Below are 18,051 nucleotides of genomic sequence, written 5' to 3'. Positions count from 1 at the left end.
TTTGTTTAAGGTGTGGTGAAGCCCAGCGCCAGTCTCATGACCATGGTCGCCGCATGGGCGGCACAGACGCTGACGCGCGGGGCCAGCAGGCTGCCGTCCGCGGCAATATCAGCAGTACCGTCGCCGCACAGGTAGAAACGGTTCAGCCTGCGGCTGGTAGTAATAGCATTGGCGCTGCCAGCGCCCGCCATGCCGGAACAAACGATCAGTTTTGCCTGCGGCAGCCGCTGCAGGACGGTTTCTGTCAGCATGGCCTTTTGTTCAGGGTCGTCAAAAGCTTCGCAGATGATATTACAGCCGGCAAAAATTTCCGGGATATTCTGCGGCGTGAGCTTTAGAAAGTGCGGCTCGTAGCATAAATAGGGATTGATCTGCAGCAGCTGTTCTGTCAAGGCTTCGGGTTTAGGTCTGCCGATATCACAGAGTCGGTAGCTTTGCCGGTTGAGATTACTGATCTCGACCCGATCGCAGTCGGCGAGGATCAGGTATCCGATGCCCAGGCGCGTCAGCTGGACGGCAATGTTGGAGCCCAGCCCGCCTAAACCGGCGATACCGACACTGGCGGTGTACAAATGCTGCTGGCGTTCCTGTCCGTGCCGTTCAACCAGTGCTGCTGAAAGCTGTTGCCTGGTGATTTGTTTAGTCATTTTTAACCTCCGCCCACAAACTGTACAACTTCGATGGTATCACTGTCGGCGAGCTGCACTTTGCTGAAATCGCTGCGGCAGATGATTTTACCGTTGAGTTCGACGGCGACGCGGGCAACGTCAAAACCCTGCTGCGCCAATAATTGCGACAAGGTGCTGCCTGCAGCGGTGCTGATTGGTTGACCGTTGATTTGCATAGGGAACCCTCCTTGAAGAAAAATAAAAAAAGGCGCCACAAAAAGCTACACCCGTGGTGGTGTACCCCTTTGTGACGCCTTACGGCTTCACTCTTTTTTTAGCATAGCATCTGCAGGTCAATACTGTCAAGAGCTTGGCAGATACTAAAACCATGCTTTTTTTAATTGCAGCAGTGCCGGTCGGATGTCGTTTTCCTGAATACCGACAAAAGAAATCAGGATCTCTGGTAAATTACCGTTGCTGTCGTAAACCGGCAGGATCCGGACGCCGTTTTCCAGTGCCAGTTCGGACAGGGTATCGGCAGTTTGCTGCGTGACGACAGCCAGGCGCAGATGCAGACCGGATTCATAGGCTCGTACAATGACTCTGCTGCCGAAGATTTCCGTTAAAGCTTGCCGCAGCAGTGTGTTTTTATTACTGTAGAGCCTGCGCAGTCGTTTAACGTGGCGGCGCAGTGCGCCGGCGGCAATAAAGTCGGCCAGTGCCAGCTGTTCGATCGTAGAAGACGTTTGGTTATAAAGGTGTCCCAGCTGGCGGTAACGGTCTAACAGCAGCGGCGGCAATACCATGTAAGAAATACGCAGGGAAGGCAGCAGCAGCCGCGAAAAAGAACCAAGATAGATAACTGTACGGCCATCACTCATGCCCTGCAGTGAGGATACCGGCCGTCCGAAATAACGGAACTCGCCGTTATAGTCATCTTCCAGCAGATAGGTCTGCTGCTGCGTTGCCCAGCGCAGCAGGTTCAGTCTTTGCTGCGGCGAGAGCGAGCGGCCTTTATAGGGATTGGAAGGGCTGACGTAAAGCAGCCTGGGCAGGGAAGTCTCTAACTGGTCGGTGCTGAAATGCCGTACCTGCCAGCCATGCGAAGTAAAAAGCCGCTCTGCCTGGGCAAAGCCTGGCGCTTCCAGAGCAATACTGGTGATATCTGGCTGTAGAATGTCGATCAGGATCTGCAGCAGGCTTTGCACACCGGCGCCGATCACGATCTGTTCGGGGCTGCAGATAACGCCGCGGGCCACCGAGCTGTATTTGGCCAGTGTACGGCGCAGTTCTGTTTCACCCTGCGGCTCGCCATAGCCGGAAAGCAGGTGTTTATTTTTTAAGGCACGGTTCAGATAGCGCCGCCAAAGCTCGGAGGGAAAAGAAGCGGGATCGATATAATTATTGGCAAAGTTATAACGTACGGCAGGCGGTTCGATACTTTGTGTCACAGGCGCGTCGCTGTGCTTTCTCAGGCCTGACAGTGCTGCTGCAAAATAACCGCGCTTAGGTTCGTTTTGCAGATAACCGTCGGCAACCAGCTGATTGTAAGCGTTTTCGACAGTCGTGCGGCTTATCTGCAGCGCTGCTGAGAGCCTGCGTACAGACGGAAGTCTGTCGCCGGCTGCGATCTGGTCATTGTAGAGCTGGTTTTTGATAGAGTCAATGATCTGGGTATATAAAGGCGTGTCGGTCTGTTTGTCAAGTTTAAGATTAGTCAAAAGCATAAAACTGTCCCCTTTAGAAAAATAGTTTCTGGCTATTTATTGCTGTACAGAATTATTGTATCATAAAAACTGTCGTTAACGAAAGCAAGTTTTTAGGAGGAATAAAGATGACAGATAGACAAATTTTAAATCGTAATTTAGCACAGATGCTCAAAGGCGGCGTAATCATGGATGTCACCAATGCCCAAGAGGCTGAAATTGCCGAAGCTGCAGGCGCAGTAGCTGTTATGGCGTTGGAACGTGTGCCTTCTGATATTCGCAGGGATGGCGGCGTTGCCAGAATGAGCGACCCGAAGCTTATTAAAGAGATCAAAAGCGCCGTATCGATTCCGGTAATGGCCAAGGTCAGGATCGGTCACATTGTGGAAGCGGAGATTCTGGAGGCGCTGGGAATAGATTATATCGATGAAAGTGAAGTTCTGACACCGGCCGATGATTTATATCATCTCGACAAGCATGCTTTTAAGAGCCCTTTTGTCTGCGGTGCCCGCAATCTGGGCGAAGCACTGCGCCGCATCGGTGAGGGAGCGGCAATGATCCGCACGAAGGGAGAGGCTGGTACCGGCAATGTGGTAGAAGCAGTGCGGCATATGCGGACGATGATGGGACAGATAAGATTGCTGCAGAATCTGCCGCGGGAGGAATGGATGAGCTTTGCCAAAGAACAGGGAGCGCCGTATGAACTGGTGGCAGAAGTCGCTGCGGGCGGCAGGCTGCCGGTAGTTAATTTTGCCGCCGGCGGTATTGCTACGCCTGCAGATGCGGCCCTGATGATGAAGCTTGGCAGCGAAGGTGTTTTTGTCGGGTCAGGTATTTTCCGCAGCGGCGATCCGGCTAAGCGCGCCAAGGCGATCGTACTGGCGACCAGCTATTATAACGATCCTAAAATCGTAGCCGAAGTATCAGAAGATCTGGGCGAGGCCATGAGCGGTATCGATATCAAAACTATACCGGCGGAACAAACCTTTGCGGAGCGTGGCTGGTAATGCAGAGTGTAGGCGTACTGGCACTGCAGGGGTCATTTTCTGAGCATCTGACTAAACTGGCGCAGCTGACGGAGGTTTTGCCGGTTGCCGTAAAAACGGCTGCTGATTTAGAGCAGGTGGACAGATTGATCCTTCCCGGTGGTGAAAGCACTGCTATCAGCAGACTTTTACAGCGAACGGGACTGTCTGAGCTTTTAAAACGGAGGGTGAAAGAGGGGCTGCCTGTCTGGGGGACCTGTGCGGGGCTGATTCTGCTGGCAAAAAATATTGTCGGTGAACAGCCGCATTTAGGGGTGATGGATATTACCGTGCGCCGTAATGCGTATGGCAGTCAGCTCAACAGTTTCAGCTGCAGGCAGTTGCTGCCTGCTTTGGGGACAGAACCGCTGCCACTGGTATTTATCAGAGCTCCGTGGATAGAAAGGGTTGGCGAACAGACAGAAATTTTGGGGGAGTATGCAGGGCATATCATAGCTGCCCGGCAAGGAAAGCTGCTGGCGACCAGTTTTCACCCGGAATTGACAGACAGCGATGCTGTCTATCGTTATTTTCTGCAGCTGTAAAAATAAAAAAACGGAGTCTGCACAGCAGGCTCCGTTTTTATGTGCGGAATGCTTAAACCTTATGTTTGACATGATCCAGCGCCTGGGCAAACAGCGTCAGGACGTGTTCGTCGTCCAGCGAATAAATGACTTCTTTGCCGGACTTGGAAAACTTGACCAGCTGAGCATGGCGCAGCTGCCGCAGCTGATGAGAAATAGCAGAATGGGTCATATCCAGCATTTCGGCGATATTACTGACGCACATATCCTCGTGGGAGAGCAGTTCTAAAATTTTAATGCGGGTCGGGTCACCTAAAACCTTGAATATTTCCGCCATCGGCTGTACATATTTATCGGCCAGCTGGGGGTGGATTCTGGCGCTGTGTCCGCAGGAATCGCAGATCACAGTATTGTTAGTTTTATTTTCGCTCATGTTGGGGCTCATCCTTTCTTATCAGCGCGGTAGCCCTTTGTGAAAAAGAACAGCAGCGTCGCATAATAAATAAAACCGCCGGCTTCGGTACGGGTAATCAGCCAGAAGGGAAACAGCGTAAAAGCTGCGATGATAAACAGCACGTAGGGCGCGCATTGCAGCAGCGGCGGCCGGCTGGCCAGAGTGCGCCAGCTGATGACGCTGTAGCGTGAGGCGAAAATACCGAAAAGGAAGCCGCTCAGGCAATATAAAATTTGTGAAAGCATGGTATCAATATTCATAAATTTGATTTATTTCCTTTATTAGCAAAAAGATTTGGCAGAGCGTAAGCAAGGATACCGCTTTTAATGATCAGTCCGGCGATGATGCTGCCGCCGACAGTGCTGATCAGGAACGGCGGGATAAAGAACCAGGCTGCTGCCGCGCTGTTCAAGAAGAAACGGGCGATGACCCAGGCAGTCAGTCCGCCTAAAATACCGGTGCCGAAAATCTCGCCGGCCATAGCCGCTTTGACAGAGCCGAACCTGCTATAGCAAAGTCCGGCCAGACAGGCACCGATCATACTGCCGGGAAAAGCCAGCAGTGAGCCGGTACCGAACATATTGCGCAGGCAGGAAATGACAAAGGCCGCTGCTGTCGCATAGCCGGGGCCTAAAATCACCGCTCCCAGCACGTTGATGGCATGCTGCACGGGAAAGCATTTGGAAATGCCGGCCGGTATATAAATAAGATGCGCGCTCAGGGTGCCGATGGCAACCAGCAGCGCCGTTAAAGTGAGCTTATGGATCTTCATGTAATGACACCTCTTCAGACAACTTCTATAACTTATTATAGCATTTCACAGCAAATAAATTAAAGGGAAACAGTAAAAAATGTAGAATATTATAAAGTATATTTTCAGAGGATATTTTGCAGTTAAAATATTGGGGGTCAGAAGAATGAAGGCTTTGACCGGTATCAAGGTGATAGATTTTTCTAAATGGCTGCCGGGGCAGTACTGCGGTATGGTATTGGGAGATTTCGGCGCCGATGTTATCAAAGTGGAAACGCCTGCAGGCGATGATACACGCAGATTTTTTCCGGAAGCGCTGCCAGGCATGAGCTATTGGCATTTGGCGCTTAACCGTAATAAACGCGGCATTACGGCCGATATAAAAACTGAAGGCGGACGTAAGCTTTTATTACGTCTTCTGTCAGAAGCAGATGTATTTTTAGAAGGCTTCCGGCCGGGTTATCTGGCGCGTTATGGCTTGGATTACGCAACTGTCAGGGAAATCAACCCGCAGCTGGTCTATTGTTCGATCACCGGCTTTGGGCAGACTGGCAGTTACCGTCATAAACCGGCCCATGACCTGAATGTGATCGGACTTGCAGGTCTGAATTCACTGGATGACGTTGGCAGTGCCTGCGTTTCAGAGGTACAGATTGCGGCGCTGGGCAGCAGTATGAACGCTGTCAGCGGCATTCTGCTGGCTTTGCTGGCGCGCGAACGTACCGGGGAAGGTCAGGCTGTAGATATCAATTTATATAATACTTCACTGAGTCTGCAGACAACCGGCATCAGCAGCTTGTGGGGCTGTAAGGCTACAGGTTGTCAGCCTTTCGGGCGCACGGCACATTATTATAATATTTACCGGACGCAGGACGGCCGTTATTTGAGCGTGGGGACGATCGAACCTAAATTCTGGCGGCGTTTGTGCGAAATCCTGGGTTGTGAAGAGCTGATCGAGCGTCAGCATGATTTTGAACATGGTAATGAGCTTCAGGAGCATTTGGCAGCAGTATTCCAGACCAAAACGCAGGCCGAATGGCTGGCGTTGATCGGTGAGGAAGAATTCTGCGTGACGCCGGTCTGTTCGCTGGAGGAAGCCTTAAACAGCGAGCTGACACAGCAGTCAGAAATGCTGGCGCAAAAACAGGAGGATATCGGCACTTTGCAGTATGTCAAACCGGCGATCCGTTTGTCGGATATGCCGGGCAGCATCGAACGCCGGGCGCCGCTTTTAGGAGAACATACGGCTGAGGTGCTGACTGAACTGGGTTATACGGAGCCAGAGATTATGAAGTTGAAAGAAAATGGTGCGATTTGACAGTTTACGTTAAAACAAGGGGTGTGAAAAGATGAAACGCTTTATTTTAGCAATAGTCTTTGTATTCTGCTGCAGCCTGGGGATGACGCCGCCGGCAGAAGCGGGGCTGATCAGCAAGGAACAGGAAATAGAGATGGGCCGGCAGACGGCGATGCAGCTGGAAGCTAAATACGGTGTCGTGCAGGATTATGCCTTGCAGGAACGTGTCAACCGGATCGGTCAGAGTCTGGTCAAGGTCAGCGAACGGCAGGATCTGGAATACAGCTTTAAGGTGCTGAACAGTGACGAAGTAAATGCGCTGGCCTGCCCCGGCGGTTTCATTTATGTATTCAAGGGACTGATCGATTATATGCCGTCCGATGCAGAATTAGCTGGCGTATTAGGTCACGAGATCACACACGTTGTCAAAAAGCACACTGTGCATCAAATAGAAAAACAGCTTTTAACGACTTTGGCTTTTGCTATCGTTACCAAAGGTGATTTAGGCATAGCGGGACTGGCGACGCAGGCTTTAGCGGCCGGTTACAGCCGTACCGACGAACGCGGCGCAGATAAGGGCGGTTTTAATCTGTGTGTAGCAGCCGGTTATAATCCTTACAGTGTCGTGCTGACGATCAACAAGCTGGAAGACCTGGCGAAGGAACAGGGTAATCCAGGCTATGGTATTTTTTCGAGCCATCCCGAGCCGGAAGAACGTTTGAAACGTGTTATGAAGCAGATCAAAGCGCTTAAAGTACATCCGGAAATAACTCTTAACGAAGATAATACAGCCAGAGTGCATGAAGGTGACTGGGGGTTTAATATCACGCAGACTGTCGGTAATGACCGCCCGGAATATCGCGCTTATATGCTTGCCGGCGGTTTATACTGCGTGCGTGAACGTGATAAGGGCCATATCGATCCATATCGCTTTATCGTCTATGATAACGGCGGCAGTGCCACTATTTACTATGATGACATCGAGATCCTCACTGTTTACAATCAGGATGCGTATGCGGGCGGCTTCGGCAGTGCCGGCAGCTATGCGGCGGCCTGTACCGAGCTGCTGCGCCAGTGGGTGCCGGTTGCGAATGCCAACGATACGGCAGTGCAGTCCAAGAGTAAAGATAAAAAGAAATAACTGAAAATTTATTGCCTCTTCTTAATTAATTAAGAAGAGGCAATTTTAATACATATTTTTCTAAGTATTTTTAAAATATATGATAGTTATTATTTATAAACTAAAGAAAATATGTGATATAATAAATATGGGATTTTATGAGTAAAGGACGGCTGTGAAGATGAATGGCATAAAACAGTTCCGCAAAAATAAACAGGGATTTTTACTGGTCGATGCTATGATCGGGGTTTTGGTAGTAGCTATCGGCCTGGCTGCATTAGCGGCTTTATATACTTATGGTATCGGTGTGATGGTATCGGCGGACAGACAGGAAAAGGCTGTACAGATAGCATCGGAGAAAATTGAACTGTTAAAGGCAGCCGATGGGCACAGCAGCAGTGATATCAGAGAAATAGTTGAATATATCAATAAAGAAGGTAATAATACAGTTACCCAGGACGGCATTGAGTACCAGATTAATGCTCGCGGCGGTGATGGAAGCCTGGGGAATAATTATCCGGGTGAGAGCGAATTGTATTTGGTCAGGGTAGAAGTGAAGTGGACAGATCCCAAGCCGCAGGTCTTGGATCTGCAGACATATATCCGTACAAAAGATTGATTTAAAGGAGCGGCGGCATGAAGAAGCAGTCCGGATTTACATTAATAGAATTAGTGGTAGCGATGGCAGTATTGGGGCTGATCATGGGGGCAATGGTACATTTGTTTGGCAGCAGTGTTACCAGTCTGCATGTAGGCGCCAGGCAGGAAGTCGTTTATGAAGAGGCGCGTTTGCTGATGAACGAACTGAAAACTACGCTGCGTTATGCAGATAAGGACAGTATTGATCCGGAGCAGCCGACGGTCAGCACAAGTAAATTTTCCTATAAAGGTAATCTTTGGGACAGGCATATGGATATTGCTCAAGGAACCAATAAAGAATATAAAGTGACTGTCGAGTGGAAAGATGATACAAAAAAACAATTGCAGGTAACGCGGGAAGATATTACTGACGGCAGTAAAAAAATAACTGTTTTTCCAAATGACAGCAATAATAGTATTTTCGAGGGTAAATTTCCTGTTACTTCTGAAACGCTTACTTTAAATGACGGTAATACAGTGATCATGTATAAGATCGCTTTGCCGCTGCAGTATGAATTTAATGGGCAAATGAAAACACAGACCTTGGAAACTAAAGTTGTGCCGAGTGAAGAAGAAGTAACAGAAACACCTGAAGAAAAAATGCTTAAAGAATATACAAGCTTAGTAAGTATTTGGCATAAGCTAAAAAATGGAGAAGTTTTAACAAGTTCAGAAAGAAATTCGTTAGACGATTTTAAGAAATTTTTTGGAACAAGTAATGATTCACTTTGGCAATTGGGTAATAATGATAAAATAAGAGAGTATTTATTAAGTGAAAAATATGGTGGAGCCTGGTTTAGCGTAAATATAAATGGCAAAACAGTCTATATGAATCCATATGGATATGGTGATACAAATGTTCCCATTACTGTAGATAATGTTTTTCTTATTGGCTATACCGACCCGGATAAAACAACCGGATGGAATGTAAATTATGTTTATAATCCGGAAAATAAGAAATGGTATCACTTAATTAAAAATGGTGGTGTATCGGTCAGTTTGCCATTTAATAAAGTAAAAGATTTGATTAATGGATCTGGATGGGAAATCGTTGGTAGAAGTTAATTTGATTATGAGGTGACGAAATGAAAGATCAACGCGGGTCGGTAACTGTCATATCTTTGGCAATGCTGTTGTTTTTAATGGTTGTTGCCGTAGCCTGGCTGCCGATGATGACAATGGAAAAAACGGCTGCTGCGTCTGATTATCGGGAACAGCAGGCTTGGAATGCCGCCGAAGCCGGCTATAAAAGAGCTGTGGCTGCGTTATCAAACAAAAATAATGACTGGCGATGGCTTACACCGGAAGAATATATTCGAGATAGTGATAGTGCGAATTTTGCGCATTTGAGTATAGATGGTAATAAAGTTGACCAAGATGAAATTTGGTACGCTGTTAGTATTATGGGAAATAATGCTGATATAGTTTCGGGATATATTCCTGGAGAAGATGTTGTTTACCAGATCACTGCTGTCGGTTCCTGTCAGGGCGTTCGTAAGGTTATCCGTAAAACGTATGTTTTAGGTGATGACGACAGTTCTGGCGGTGGTGACAGCGGCGGTGAGGAAACACTGGAATTACCAGGTCTGGTACAGGCTGGCGGTACTGTGACCATAACCAATAACCAGGCAGGAGAATTAAACGGCGATTTATATGGTTCAGGTTTTTTTGATTCCAGCGGAAACCAATTTAGTAGTGGACATACTCAGGGAACATATCCAAATACATTGAAGACACATATCCCTGAAAGTGTTTTTCAAAAAAGTAGTTATAAAGATTTGAATACTATGTTAAGAACAGATCAATGGAATTGGATTTTTAATTTGGAAGCAGGTAAGAATTATATTTGGGATTTAAAAAGTGATGTTGCCTGGAATGTTGGTAATTATGTTGGTAATGAGTGTACAATAAATGCTGAAGAATCATCGGGGAAGGTTATTTTTATTGATAATAGTACTGAGTACCTTAAGGGAAATATAATAGGGCCAAGCCAAGGAAAACCGGTAACATTTATTTTTACAAAAACTATCAAAATAAATGCTAAGATTACTGGAAATGTGAGAATATTTACTTCTGCTGATTTTACTTTTGATAATCAGGCAGCAACAGGATTGATTATGTTTATGTCCAACGGAAAAATGGAAATAATTGGTTCTATAAATAAAGGATTTTTGTCATCTGACAAAAATATAATAATTGCCAACCAGGCTTTCTATGGGCAGGCTCAAGTCAAAGGAAATTTCGAAACTAAAGGTACAATTCATTACAGTGATGCTGTTTTAAAGGCTCCTGGTTTTACAGTTCCCAAGGGTATGAATTAAATAACGCATAAAGAGGTAAACAGTATCGCCGCTATATAAATAGCAGCGATACTGTTTTTTTTGAATTTTAGTAGCGTTATATATATTAGTTTAATGAAGAATTGGCGTAGTATAGATTAAACAAATGTTTACAAAAAACTTGATATATTGTTATTTTATAATGTAAATGATATAATAATTAAAGAATAACAAATAATATATGCTTTTAACCTAGATTTATAATTTATATCAAAAGGCGGCGAGGTGAATTTTGTGCAGAAACAACGTGGTTCGGTAACTGTTATAGCTGTAGTAATGCTGTTGTTTTTAATGATTATAGCGATAGCCTGGCTGCCGATGATGACAATGGAAAAAACGGCTGCCTCATCAGATTATCGGGAGCAGCAGGCGTGGTATGCTGCTGAAGCCGGATATAAGCGTGCAATAGCTGCTCTTAATGATGGGAGTAGTGAATGGAATAATTGGTTAAGTAAAATCGCAGAAATAAAGTCTGGGGATTTTTATTTAAATAGCCTTGATAACCAAAAAGCAGATAAGCAGGGAGTCTGGTATGCAACTGCGATTACGGAGATCAAAGATGACAATGAAGTGGATGTTACTATACCAGGCGATAAGGCCAACTATATAATTACATCAGTCGGTTCCTGCCAGGGTATACGCAAAGTTATGCGAAAAACCTATATTTTTGGTGATGACGGAGGGTCTGGCGGTGGTGACAGCGTGGGAGAAGAAGTTTTGGAATTACCTGGCTTGGTACAGGCCGGAGGTACGGTCACAGTAGTACAAGACCAAAAGGATTTTAATATTGACGATATAGATACTAGGTTTCTGGGAAAATTATATGGATCTGGTTTTTACAACGTGAAAAATAATAATTCATTTACGAATGAATGGACTGACAGTGTTAACAGGCCGACTCTAAAAACAAGACTTCCGGAGAGAATTTTTGATATAAGTAAATATCCCAAAATGCCTCCTATGCCTGACATGACATGGCCTTCTACAATTAAGACAGCAAAGAATACAGATTATTATTGGGATTTGTCTAATTTAGTAGATGAGAGTGATCCTTATAATATAAAAAGAGTTAAAGTTGTAGATGCAGGGAACTCTGCCGGTAGAATAATTTTTATAGACAATCAAAATTACAATAATGGAATACAATTAAATCAAATCAACGGTCCTGAAAGTGATTTGCCTGTAACCTTTATTTTCAGCGCGCTTAAACCAGTAGTTTTAACTGGAACGATTACAGGCAACGTACGAATGTTTTTTGCCGGCGATTTTCAGTTTGGCATGGGGACTGAGACCGTTGCCTATAATGGCTTGACGATGTTCATGTCTAATGGTGATATGAAAATATGCAGCAGTATTTGGAGTTATAAAAATAATCCGGGTGGAGGATTTTTATCTTCTGATAAAGATATTACGATAGTTGAGAGTGCTTCATTTCAAGGTCAGATTCAGTGCAGGGGCAATTTTAAGACAAGTGGTCTGATACAGTTTAATGATAGTGTGCTCAAAGCTCCTGGTTTTACCGTTCCCAAAGGTATGAAATAAAAACGCATAAAGAAGTAAACAGTACCGCTGCTATTATATAGCAGCGGTACTGTTTTTTTTGTATGGTATTGACAGGTTTTATATTTGTTTAATAAAAGATTATTAAATATAGCCTAAATAAATATTTATTAAAATAGGTACAATATATTGTGATTTTATAATACAAATGATATAATAAATTAAAAAATATCAAATAATTTATATTATAGGTTTTAATTTATAACATATACAAAAAGAGCGATGAGGTGAAATGTGTGCAGAAACAACGTGGTTCGGTAACTGTCATAGCTATAGTAATGCTGTTGTTTTTGATGGTAGTGGCCATTGCCTGGCTGCCGATGATGACAATAGAAAAAACGGCTGCCTCATCAGATTATCGGGAGCAGCAGGCATGGTATGCTGCTGAAGCCGGATATAAAAAAGCTGTTGCAGCTTTAGATAATAAAAACAGCAACTGGACGTGGCTGACACCGGAAAACTATATACAAGGCAGTGACAGCGGCAGCTTTGGACATTTAAGTATAGACGGCGGTAAAGCTGACCAGAATGGCATCTGGTACGCTGTGGGAATTACTGAAAATAATATTGATCTGGCATCTGACTATACTCCTGAAGAGAGCGCTGCTTATCAAATAACCTCAGTAGGAGCTTGCCAGGGGATTCGCAAGGTTATCCGTAAAGTCCATACGTTAGGTGATAATGGCGGTACCGGAGGCGGAGAAGAACCGGAGCAGCCTCCAGACGCCTATATAAATGACAGCTTTATTACTTCAAGCGGAGCATTGATTATTAATAACGATGTAGATTATGATCCCAATAATAAGGTATATTACAGTGGATATTTTGGTGACTATACAGTGGGCGGGCAGGTAATCAATAAGGAGTTTGTGACAGAGCCTAAATATAAAAGTGCTGCATCGCCGGAAGTTTTTGAAAAAGCTACTTATCCGGAGCTTCAGTCTACAGGTGCGACTGAAGACAGGCCTTTAAGTAACTGGAATATTACCAACGGGCAATATTGGGCCGCTAAAGCCAGCTTTTCGGGAACGAAGATAAGTGTTGCCAATAATACTGTTTTATTGATCGGTGAACAGCTGGGTATTGGCTATATGTTGTATAAAAATTTTTTAACTATGGATAACGTAGAAATCACTGTTCCTAAAGGAAAAACTTTAGAATTTATTATTTGTGACTATGGTACTATCAAAGATTATGATAATGTGGTTTTAAAGAATATTACGATCAAGGGCGGTGGGCAGGTAAGCTTTATTTCCGGTGGGTCGATAGCTGTAAATTCGATCAAGTCGGTAGACAACAGCAGGATACTTTTTATTGCCAATAAAAATTTGAGTTTGTCAGACCCTTTTATCAATGCAGATAAACAGCTTGACGGCGGCTGTTTCCTTTCTTCGGCAGGTAATATGCAAATGCTGGTCAGCGGAAATGTGACAGCTACCTTTTATGGACAGATGCAGTCTGCAGGTCTTATTAGTATTGGCGGGCAAAGCGGTAGTACAGGAAAACTTGTTCTGCGCTTTAATAAAATCGGCGAAAAATTGAAAATGCCGAATATGTATTATTTAAGGGCCGCATAAGGAAAAGGACTGGTAAAAGTCGGCAAAAGTGGTAAAAAAGTTTAAACGTATGTAAGAGTAAAGAAAAATATGGTGTGTAAAATCAAACAGCCCCTGTTTCCTGAAGGAAACAGGGGCTGTTTTTGTTGAGGGAAGTAGATGATGTATAAAGGTAGTGGGTAAGGTACTTATTATTTGTTGAAATAACGTTTCAGGAGGCCTTCGAAAGCTTTGCCGTGGCGGGCTTCGTCTTTTGCCATTTCATGCACGGTGTCATGGATAGCATCCAGACCTGCTGCTTTAGCGCGGCTGGCCAGATCGAATTTACCTGCGGTAGCGCCGTTTTCGGCTTCTACACGCATTTCCAGATTCTTTTGAGTGGAGTCGGTAACGACTTCGCCTAAAAGTTCAGCGAATTTAGCTGCATGCTCAGCTTCTTCAAAAGCTGCTTTCTCCCAGTACATGCCGATTTCAGGATAACCTTCACGATGAGCAACACGGCTCATTGCCAGGTACATGCCAACTTCGGTGCATTCGCCGGTAAAATTAGCGCGCAGATCCATTTTAATGTCTTCTGCGACGTCTTTTGCTATACCTACGATATGTTCAGCAGCCCAGGTACGGTCGCCGCACATTTCGGTGAATTTGGATGCAGGAGCTTTACATTGCGGGCAGTACTCAGGTGCTGCTTCGCCTTCATAAACATAACCACAGATTTGACATACGAATTTTTTCATTCTTCATTCCTCCAAGTGCTATAAAATTTATTTTTTTGTGAGCAGAACTTACGCAGATGTAAGTTTTCAATGTAATTATAATAGCACAGCTTTTGTCAGTTGTCAATAATAATTATCCGTTAGTATTATAGAAAAATAAGGCCGGGAATTTTTGCTTCCAGGCCTTATTTTGAGGTTTATTTAGTTAGATGATTAATAGATGCAGGTCAGAATTTGACGGTGATACCCATATTAACGCCTTTGGTTTTGACGTCGCTGCCGCCGGGCGCAGAATCTTTGAATTTGTTGTCATAGTACGACAGATTCAGCTCTACATTGGATACCAGAGTACGGCTCAGGCCGATTTCATAGCTGTTGAGCTTGTTGCCCACGCCTGCTCTGCCCCATAAAGTACAGAGAAAAGGCAATTCGACACGTCCCTGGACACCGACTTGGCCGGAACTGCGGCTGCGGCTGTCGCCGTGCAGTTTGACGTCACTGTCGACATAACCTGCGTAAACATCAAGTACTGGCAGGACTTTGTACATCAGGTTGAGCTGCTGGGCTTCGACCTTGTTACTGCCGCTGTTTTTGTATTGATTCCATTTGTAGTTGACAGCGGTATTGCTGCCAAGGCCTACGGTGATACCGGCATAGGGAGACGTTTTTTTGCTGCCGACGCTGTGTCCTTCATAAGTATTGCTGGTAGGGACGTTAAGCCCCAGATCAACAGCTACTTTGCCCGCGTTATAGTTTTTGAGCGGAGAAGCAGCGCAAACAGTGGTGATTCCTAAAGCCAGTGCTAAGCTTAAAATTAATGTCTTTTTCATTCCTTTATACCTTCCTTACTAAAACACTCAAGCGAGTCAGTTCTGGATTTTACCGTCAACGCCTTTGACGAACCAGTCCATACTCAAAAGTTCCTTATCGGTCAGAGTAGTGCCTGCAGGAACTTTCTCGGCACCGCTTTGATCATACAGCGGGCCGGTGAAAACTTTTTGTTTGCCGGCAATGATATCTGCTTTGGCAGCATCAGCCAGTTTTTTTGTTTCATCGCTGACTGCGGGTCCGTAGGGAGCGATGTCGACTACTTTATCTTTCATGGAACCCCAGTAAGCGCCGGATTTCCAGGTACCGTTGTTAACCTGTTTGATGGTTTCTTCATAATACGGTCCCCAGTTCCAGATCGCGGAGGTCAAGGATGCTTTAGGAGCATTGGCAGACATATCGACATTGTAGCCGATGCCATATTTGCCGCGTTCTTCAGCTGCCTGCTGCGGACCGGGGGTATTTTGATGCTGAGCGATGATATCGGCACCGGCATCGATCAGTGTGATAGCAGCCTGTTTTTCGGTAGCTGGATTATACCAGGTATTGGTCCAGAGGACTTTGACCTGTACGTCAGGGTTGACGCTTTGCGCGCCCAGGGTAAAGGCATTGATGCCGCGGATTACTTCCGGGATCGGGAACGCTGCTACATAACCAATAACGTTGGATTTTGTTTCTTTACCGGCAACGATACCTGTGACATAGCGGGCTTCGTACATACGGCCGAAGTAGTTGCCTACGTTGGGGGCTGTTTTGAAGCCGGAGCAGTGCAGGAAGGTAATGTCGGGGTATTTTTTCGCGACGTTGATCGTCGGGTCCATATAACCAAAGCTGGTGGTGAAAATAACTTTGTTGCCCTGGGAAGCTAGTTGTGTAATTACACGTTCGGAATCGGCACCTTCAGGAACTGATTCGATGTAACTTGCTTGAACGTTGGGCATGTTTTTCTCAACATACTGACGCCCCAGTTCATGTGCCATAGAGTAGCCGCCGTCTTTGGCGGAGCTGACATAAACGAAGGCAACTTTGGTTTTGTCGCCTGCAGCCTTAGGGTCAGCTTTCTTTTCACCGCCGCAGCCGGCAAGTAACGCGCCGCAGGCCAGCAGACTAACCAGAGCGATGGACAGGATTTTCTTCATGCAAATGACCTCCTTGATAAATTATTTCTAACTTTAATTGTAACAATGGCCGGGCAATAAAGCAATATTTTGTGAAATAAAACCGAAAAAGCTTGTCAAAAAGTGGCTTTAAGGTGATAATTATAATGTATGAGTATGTGTAATTGTAAAATTTGACAAGGCGGGTAATCATGAGCGATACCGAAAAGAGTGCTAGCAGTAATAATAAATTTTTAAAAGGTACACTGATTTTGACGGTTTCCAGTATCGTCGTCAAGGTCATCGGTTCGCTGAATTGGATCATTTTGTCGCGTGTACTGGGCGGCGAAGGGATCGGCCTTTACCAGATGGGGTTTCCGATCTATCTGATGGCAATAACATTGTCATCGGCAGGGATACCGGTCGCAATTTCGATTATTACGGCTGAAAAGCTGGCGCAGAAGGATTTTCTGGGAGCCAAACGTGTCTTTAATGTTTCTCTGCGGTTATTGTTCGTTACAGGCCTGGTTTTTGCATCGGCACTTTTTTTCGGCGCTCATTGGCTGATCGATAATCACTGGATCCGTGATAGCCGCGCTTATTACTCTATTATTGCTTTGGCTCCGGCCGTATTTTTTGTTACATTTTTAGCCAGTTTCCGCGGCTATCTGCAGGGCTGGCAGATCATGACGCCAACGGCGGCTTCCGAGATAGTAGAGCAGCTGATGCGTGTTGTGACGATGATCGTTTTTGCGAATATGTTTATGCCGCATGGTTTGGCTTATGCGGCTGGCGGCGCCAGTATGGGCGCCGGAGTCGGCGCCTTCTGCGCGCTTTTGGTTTTGATGTGGTTCTATGGACGGCTCAAGCAGAAGCTGAAAGCGGATCTGCAGCAGCAGAATCCACTGGCTACGAGAGAGTCGGCGCGGGCCATCATCAGCCGCCTGCTGCGGCTGGCGCTGCCTGTTTCCATGTCCAGCCTGATGCTGCCGGTTGTGGCGAACCTTGATCTTTTGATCGTGCCGCAGCGGTTGGAAGCAGCTGGTTTTCATATCAGTCAGGCGACAGAGTTTTTCGGTTATCTGACAGGTATGGCTGTGCCGTTGATCAATTTAGCGACTATCTTCACGGCGGCTATGACGATCAGCCTGGTACCGGCGATTTCTGAATCGCGGGCACTGAATGATGTTTTCGGCATCAGGGCCAAAACCAGGACGGCCTTCAGAGTCGCTTTGATCATTACCTGTCCCTGTTTTGTAGGTATGTATTTTCTGGCTGAAAAAATAGCGGCGCTGATTTATAATGCGCCTGGCGCTGCCGATGCTATCCAAACTATGAGCGTAGGTATCTTGCTGTTGGGTCTGCATCAGATCAGTACAGGAATTCTGCAGGGGCTGGGTCGGACTTCGATCCCGGTCATCAATATGATTTTAGCGGCTGCGGTCAAGGTGTTTTTAAGCTGGACGCTGACGGCGATACCGACTTTGGGTATCAAGGGTGCGGCAATGGCTACGGTAGTGGATTTTGGCCTGGCAGCAGTTTTAAATATGATTTTTATTTACAAATATACAGGTTTTGCTTTATCCTTCAGCGGTGTATTTAAGCCTGCTGTGTCAGCCGCAGCTATGGGAGCGGCTGTTTATGGCGTGATCACGCTGGCGGCAAGCTGGGGAGCCTGGGCGATTTTAGCGGCTATTGCCGTGGCTGTGCCTGTTTACGGCGGCGTATTGCTGGCAGTGGGCGGTATGGGTAAGGATGATCTGGAAAGTCTGCCTTTTATTGGGCACAGGCTGTTGGCAGCAGGCCAGAAGTTAGGGTATTTTAGATAAGA

General features: G+C 45.9%; 19 protein-coding genes. 10 read left to right on the top strand and 9 right to left on the bottom strand.

Features of this window, described 5'->3' with window-relative positions; translation table 11 throughout:
• Positions 1–5: 5 nt before the first annotated feature.
• From thiF to pdxR, 3 genes are all read right to left on the bottom strand, one after another.
• A complete protein-coding gene (gene thiF, locus PFJ30894_RS01525) occupies positions 6–647 on the bottom strand; it encodes a sulfur carrier protein ThiS adenylyltransferase ThiF (RefSeq protein ID WP_113077894.1) in 642 nt (213 codons plus the stop codon).
• 2 nt (positions 648–649) lie between these two features.
• Positions 650–844 (bottom strand): sulfur carrier protein ThiS, encoded by a 195-nt coding sequence (gene thiS / locus PFJ30894_RS01520; protein ID WP_113077893.1) that lies wholly within the window; start codon positions 842–844, stop codon positions 650–652.
• A 144-nt stretch (positions 845–988) separates the two neighbouring features.
• Complete coding sequence (pdxR, locus tag PFJ30894_RS01515; RefSeq protein WP_125668850.1) at positions 989–2,335, bottom strand: MocR-like pyridoxine biosynthesis transcription factor PdxR; 1,347 nt, start codon at positions 2,333–2,335, stop codon at positions 989–991.
• 107 nt (positions 2,336–2,442) lie between these two features.
• Here pdxR and pdxS point away from each other — a divergent pair, with 107 nt between their 5' ends.
• Together pdxS and pdxT are read left to right on the top strand one after the other, a co-directional pair.
• Complete coding sequence (gene pdxS, locus PFJ30894_RS01510; protein WP_113077891.1) at positions 2,443–3,321, top strand: pyridoxal 5'-phosphate synthase lyase subunit PdxS; 879 nt, start codon at positions 2,443–2,445, stop codon at positions 3,319–3,321.
• Positions 3,321–3,884, top strand: a complete 564-nt coding sequence (gene pdxT / locus PFJ30894_RS01505) for a pyridoxal 5'-phosphate synthase glutaminase subunit PdxT (protein ID WP_113077890.1) — start codon at positions 3,321–3,323, stop codon at positions 3,882–3,884. Before pdxS ends, pdxT begins: the two co-directional genes overlap by 1 nt.
• Before the next feature lie 52 nt (positions 3,885–3,936).
• On the opposite strand, the gene PFJ30894_RS01500 is transcribed toward pdxT, so the two are convergent.
• Genes PFJ30894_RS01500 through thiW form a run of 3 tightly spaced genes read right to left on the bottom strand, consistent with a single transcriptional unit; the run spans position 3,937 to position 5,089 of the window.
• Entirely contained in the window at positions 3,937–4,296 is a 360-nt protein-coding gene (locus tag PFJ30894_RS01500) for an ArsR/SmtB family transcription factor (RefSeq protein ID WP_113077889.1), read from the bottom strand.
• A gap of 8 nt (positions 4,297–4,304) precedes the next feature.
• On the bottom strand, positions 4,305–4,577 hold the full coding sequence (locus PFJ30894_RS01495) for a hypothetical protein (protein WP_021717740.1): 273 nt from the start codon (positions 4,575–4,577) through the stop codon (positions 4,305–4,307).
• Positions 4,574–5,089 (bottom strand): energy coupling factor transporter S component ThiW, encoded by a 516-nt coding sequence (thiW, locus tag PFJ30894_RS01490; protein WP_113077888.1) that lies wholly within the window; start codon positions 5,087–5,089, stop codon positions 4,574–4,576. The genes PFJ30894_RS01495 and thiW overlap by 4 nt, the downstream gene beginning before the upstream one ends.
• Positions 5,090–5,234: 145 nt before the next feature.
• On the opposite strand from thiW, the gene PFJ30894_RS01485 reads away from it, so the two are divergent.
• The 7 genes from PFJ30894_RS01485 to PFJ30894_RS01455 all read left to right on the top strand — a co-directional run bounded on the left by PFJ30894_RS01485 (position 5,235) and on the right by PFJ30894_RS01455 (position 13,600).
• The gene (locus PFJ30894_RS01485; RefSeq protein ID WP_113077887.1) at positions 5,235–6,386 is read left to right on the top strand and encodes a CaiB/BaiF CoA transferase family protein; all 1,152 of its coding nucleotides are present in this window, start codon (positions 5,235–5,237) and stop codon (positions 6,384–6,386) included.
• A 31-nt stretch (positions 6,387–6,417) separates the two neighbouring features.
• Positions 6,418–7,506, top strand: coding sequence for a M48 family metallopeptidase (locus tag PFJ30894_RS01480; RefSeq protein ID WP_113077886.1), 1,089 nt, complete (start codon positions 6,418–6,420; stop codon positions 7,504–7,506).
• A gap of 160 nt (positions 7,507–7,666) precedes the next feature.
• Positions 7,667–8,104, top strand: a complete 438-nt coding sequence (locus tag PFJ30894_RS01475; protein WP_113077885.1) for a type IV pilus modification PilV family protein — start codon at positions 7,667–7,669, stop codon at positions 8,102–8,104.
• 17 nt (positions 8,105–8,121) lie between these two features.
• On the top strand, positions 8,122–9,189 hold the full coding sequence (locus PFJ30894_RS01470; RefSeq protein WP_113077884.1) for a prepilin-type N-terminal cleavage/methylation domain-containing protein: 1,068 nt from the start codon (positions 8,122–8,124) through the stop codon (positions 9,187–9,189).
• 20 nt (positions 9,190–9,209) lie between these two features.
• On the top strand, positions 9,210–10,445 hold the full coding sequence (locus PFJ30894_RS01465; protein WP_125668849.1) for a pilus assembly PilX family protein: 1,236 nt from the start codon (positions 9,210–9,212) through the stop codon (positions 10,443–10,445).
• Between the two features lie 252 nt (positions 10,446–10,697).
• Positions 10,698–12,005 carry a pilus assembly PilX family protein gene (locus PFJ30894_RS01460; RefSeq protein ID WP_125668848.1) on the top strand — a complete coding sequence of 436 codons (1,308 nt, stop codon included), beginning with the start codon at positions 10,698–10,700 and terminating at the stop codon, positions 12,003–12,005.
• 254 nt (positions 12,006–12,259) lie between these two features.
• Positions 12,260–13,600, top strand: a complete 1,341-nt coding sequence (locus PFJ30894_RS01455; protein ID WP_113077881.1) for a pilus assembly PilX family protein — start codon at positions 12,260–12,262, stop codon at positions 13,598–13,600.
• 170 nt (positions 13,601–13,770) lie between these two features.
• Here the strand turns inward: PFJ30894_RS01455 and PFJ30894_RS01450 are convergent, their stop codons facing one another.
• The 3 genes from PFJ30894_RS01450 to PFJ30894_RS01440 all read right to left on the bottom strand — a co-directional run bounded on the left by PFJ30894_RS01450 (position 13,771) and on the right by PFJ30894_RS01440 (position 16,262).
• Positions 13,771–14,316 (bottom strand): NADH peroxidase, encoded by a 546-nt coding sequence (locus PFJ30894_RS01450; protein WP_113077880.1) that lies wholly within the window; start codon positions 14,314–14,316, stop codon positions 13,771–13,773.
• 206 nt (positions 14,317–14,522) lie between these two features.
• Positions 14,523–15,125, bottom strand: a complete 603-nt coding sequence (locus PFJ30894_RS01445) for a hypothetical protein (RefSeq protein WP_125668847.1) — start codon at positions 15,123–15,125, stop codon at positions 14,523–14,525.
• A 36-nt stretch (positions 15,126–15,161) separates the two neighbouring features.
• Entirely contained in the window at positions 15,162–16,262 is a 1,101-nt protein-coding gene (locus PFJ30894_RS01440; protein WP_021717730.1) for a BMP family ABC transporter substrate-binding protein, read from the bottom strand.
• Positions 16,263–16,432: 170 nt separating this feature from the next.
• On the opposite strand from PFJ30894_RS01440, the gene PFJ30894_RS01435 reads away from it, so the two are divergent.
• Positions 16,433–18,049, top strand: coding sequence for a putative polysaccharide biosynthesis protein (locus tag PFJ30894_RS01435; RefSeq protein WP_113077878.1), 1,617 nt, complete (start codon positions 16,433–16,435; stop codon positions 18,047–18,049).
• Positions 18,050–18,051 lie beyond the last annotated feature (2 nt).

It is taken from the genome of Phascolarctobacterium faecium, from assembly GCF_003945365.1.
Classification (GTDB): domain Bacteria; phylum Bacillota; class Negativicutes; order Acidaminococcales; family Acidaminococcaceae; genus Phascolarctobacterium; species Phascolarctobacterium faecium.
Note: the sequence above shows the minus strand (reverse complement) of the source record. Positions and strands in the feature narration are given on the sequence as shown.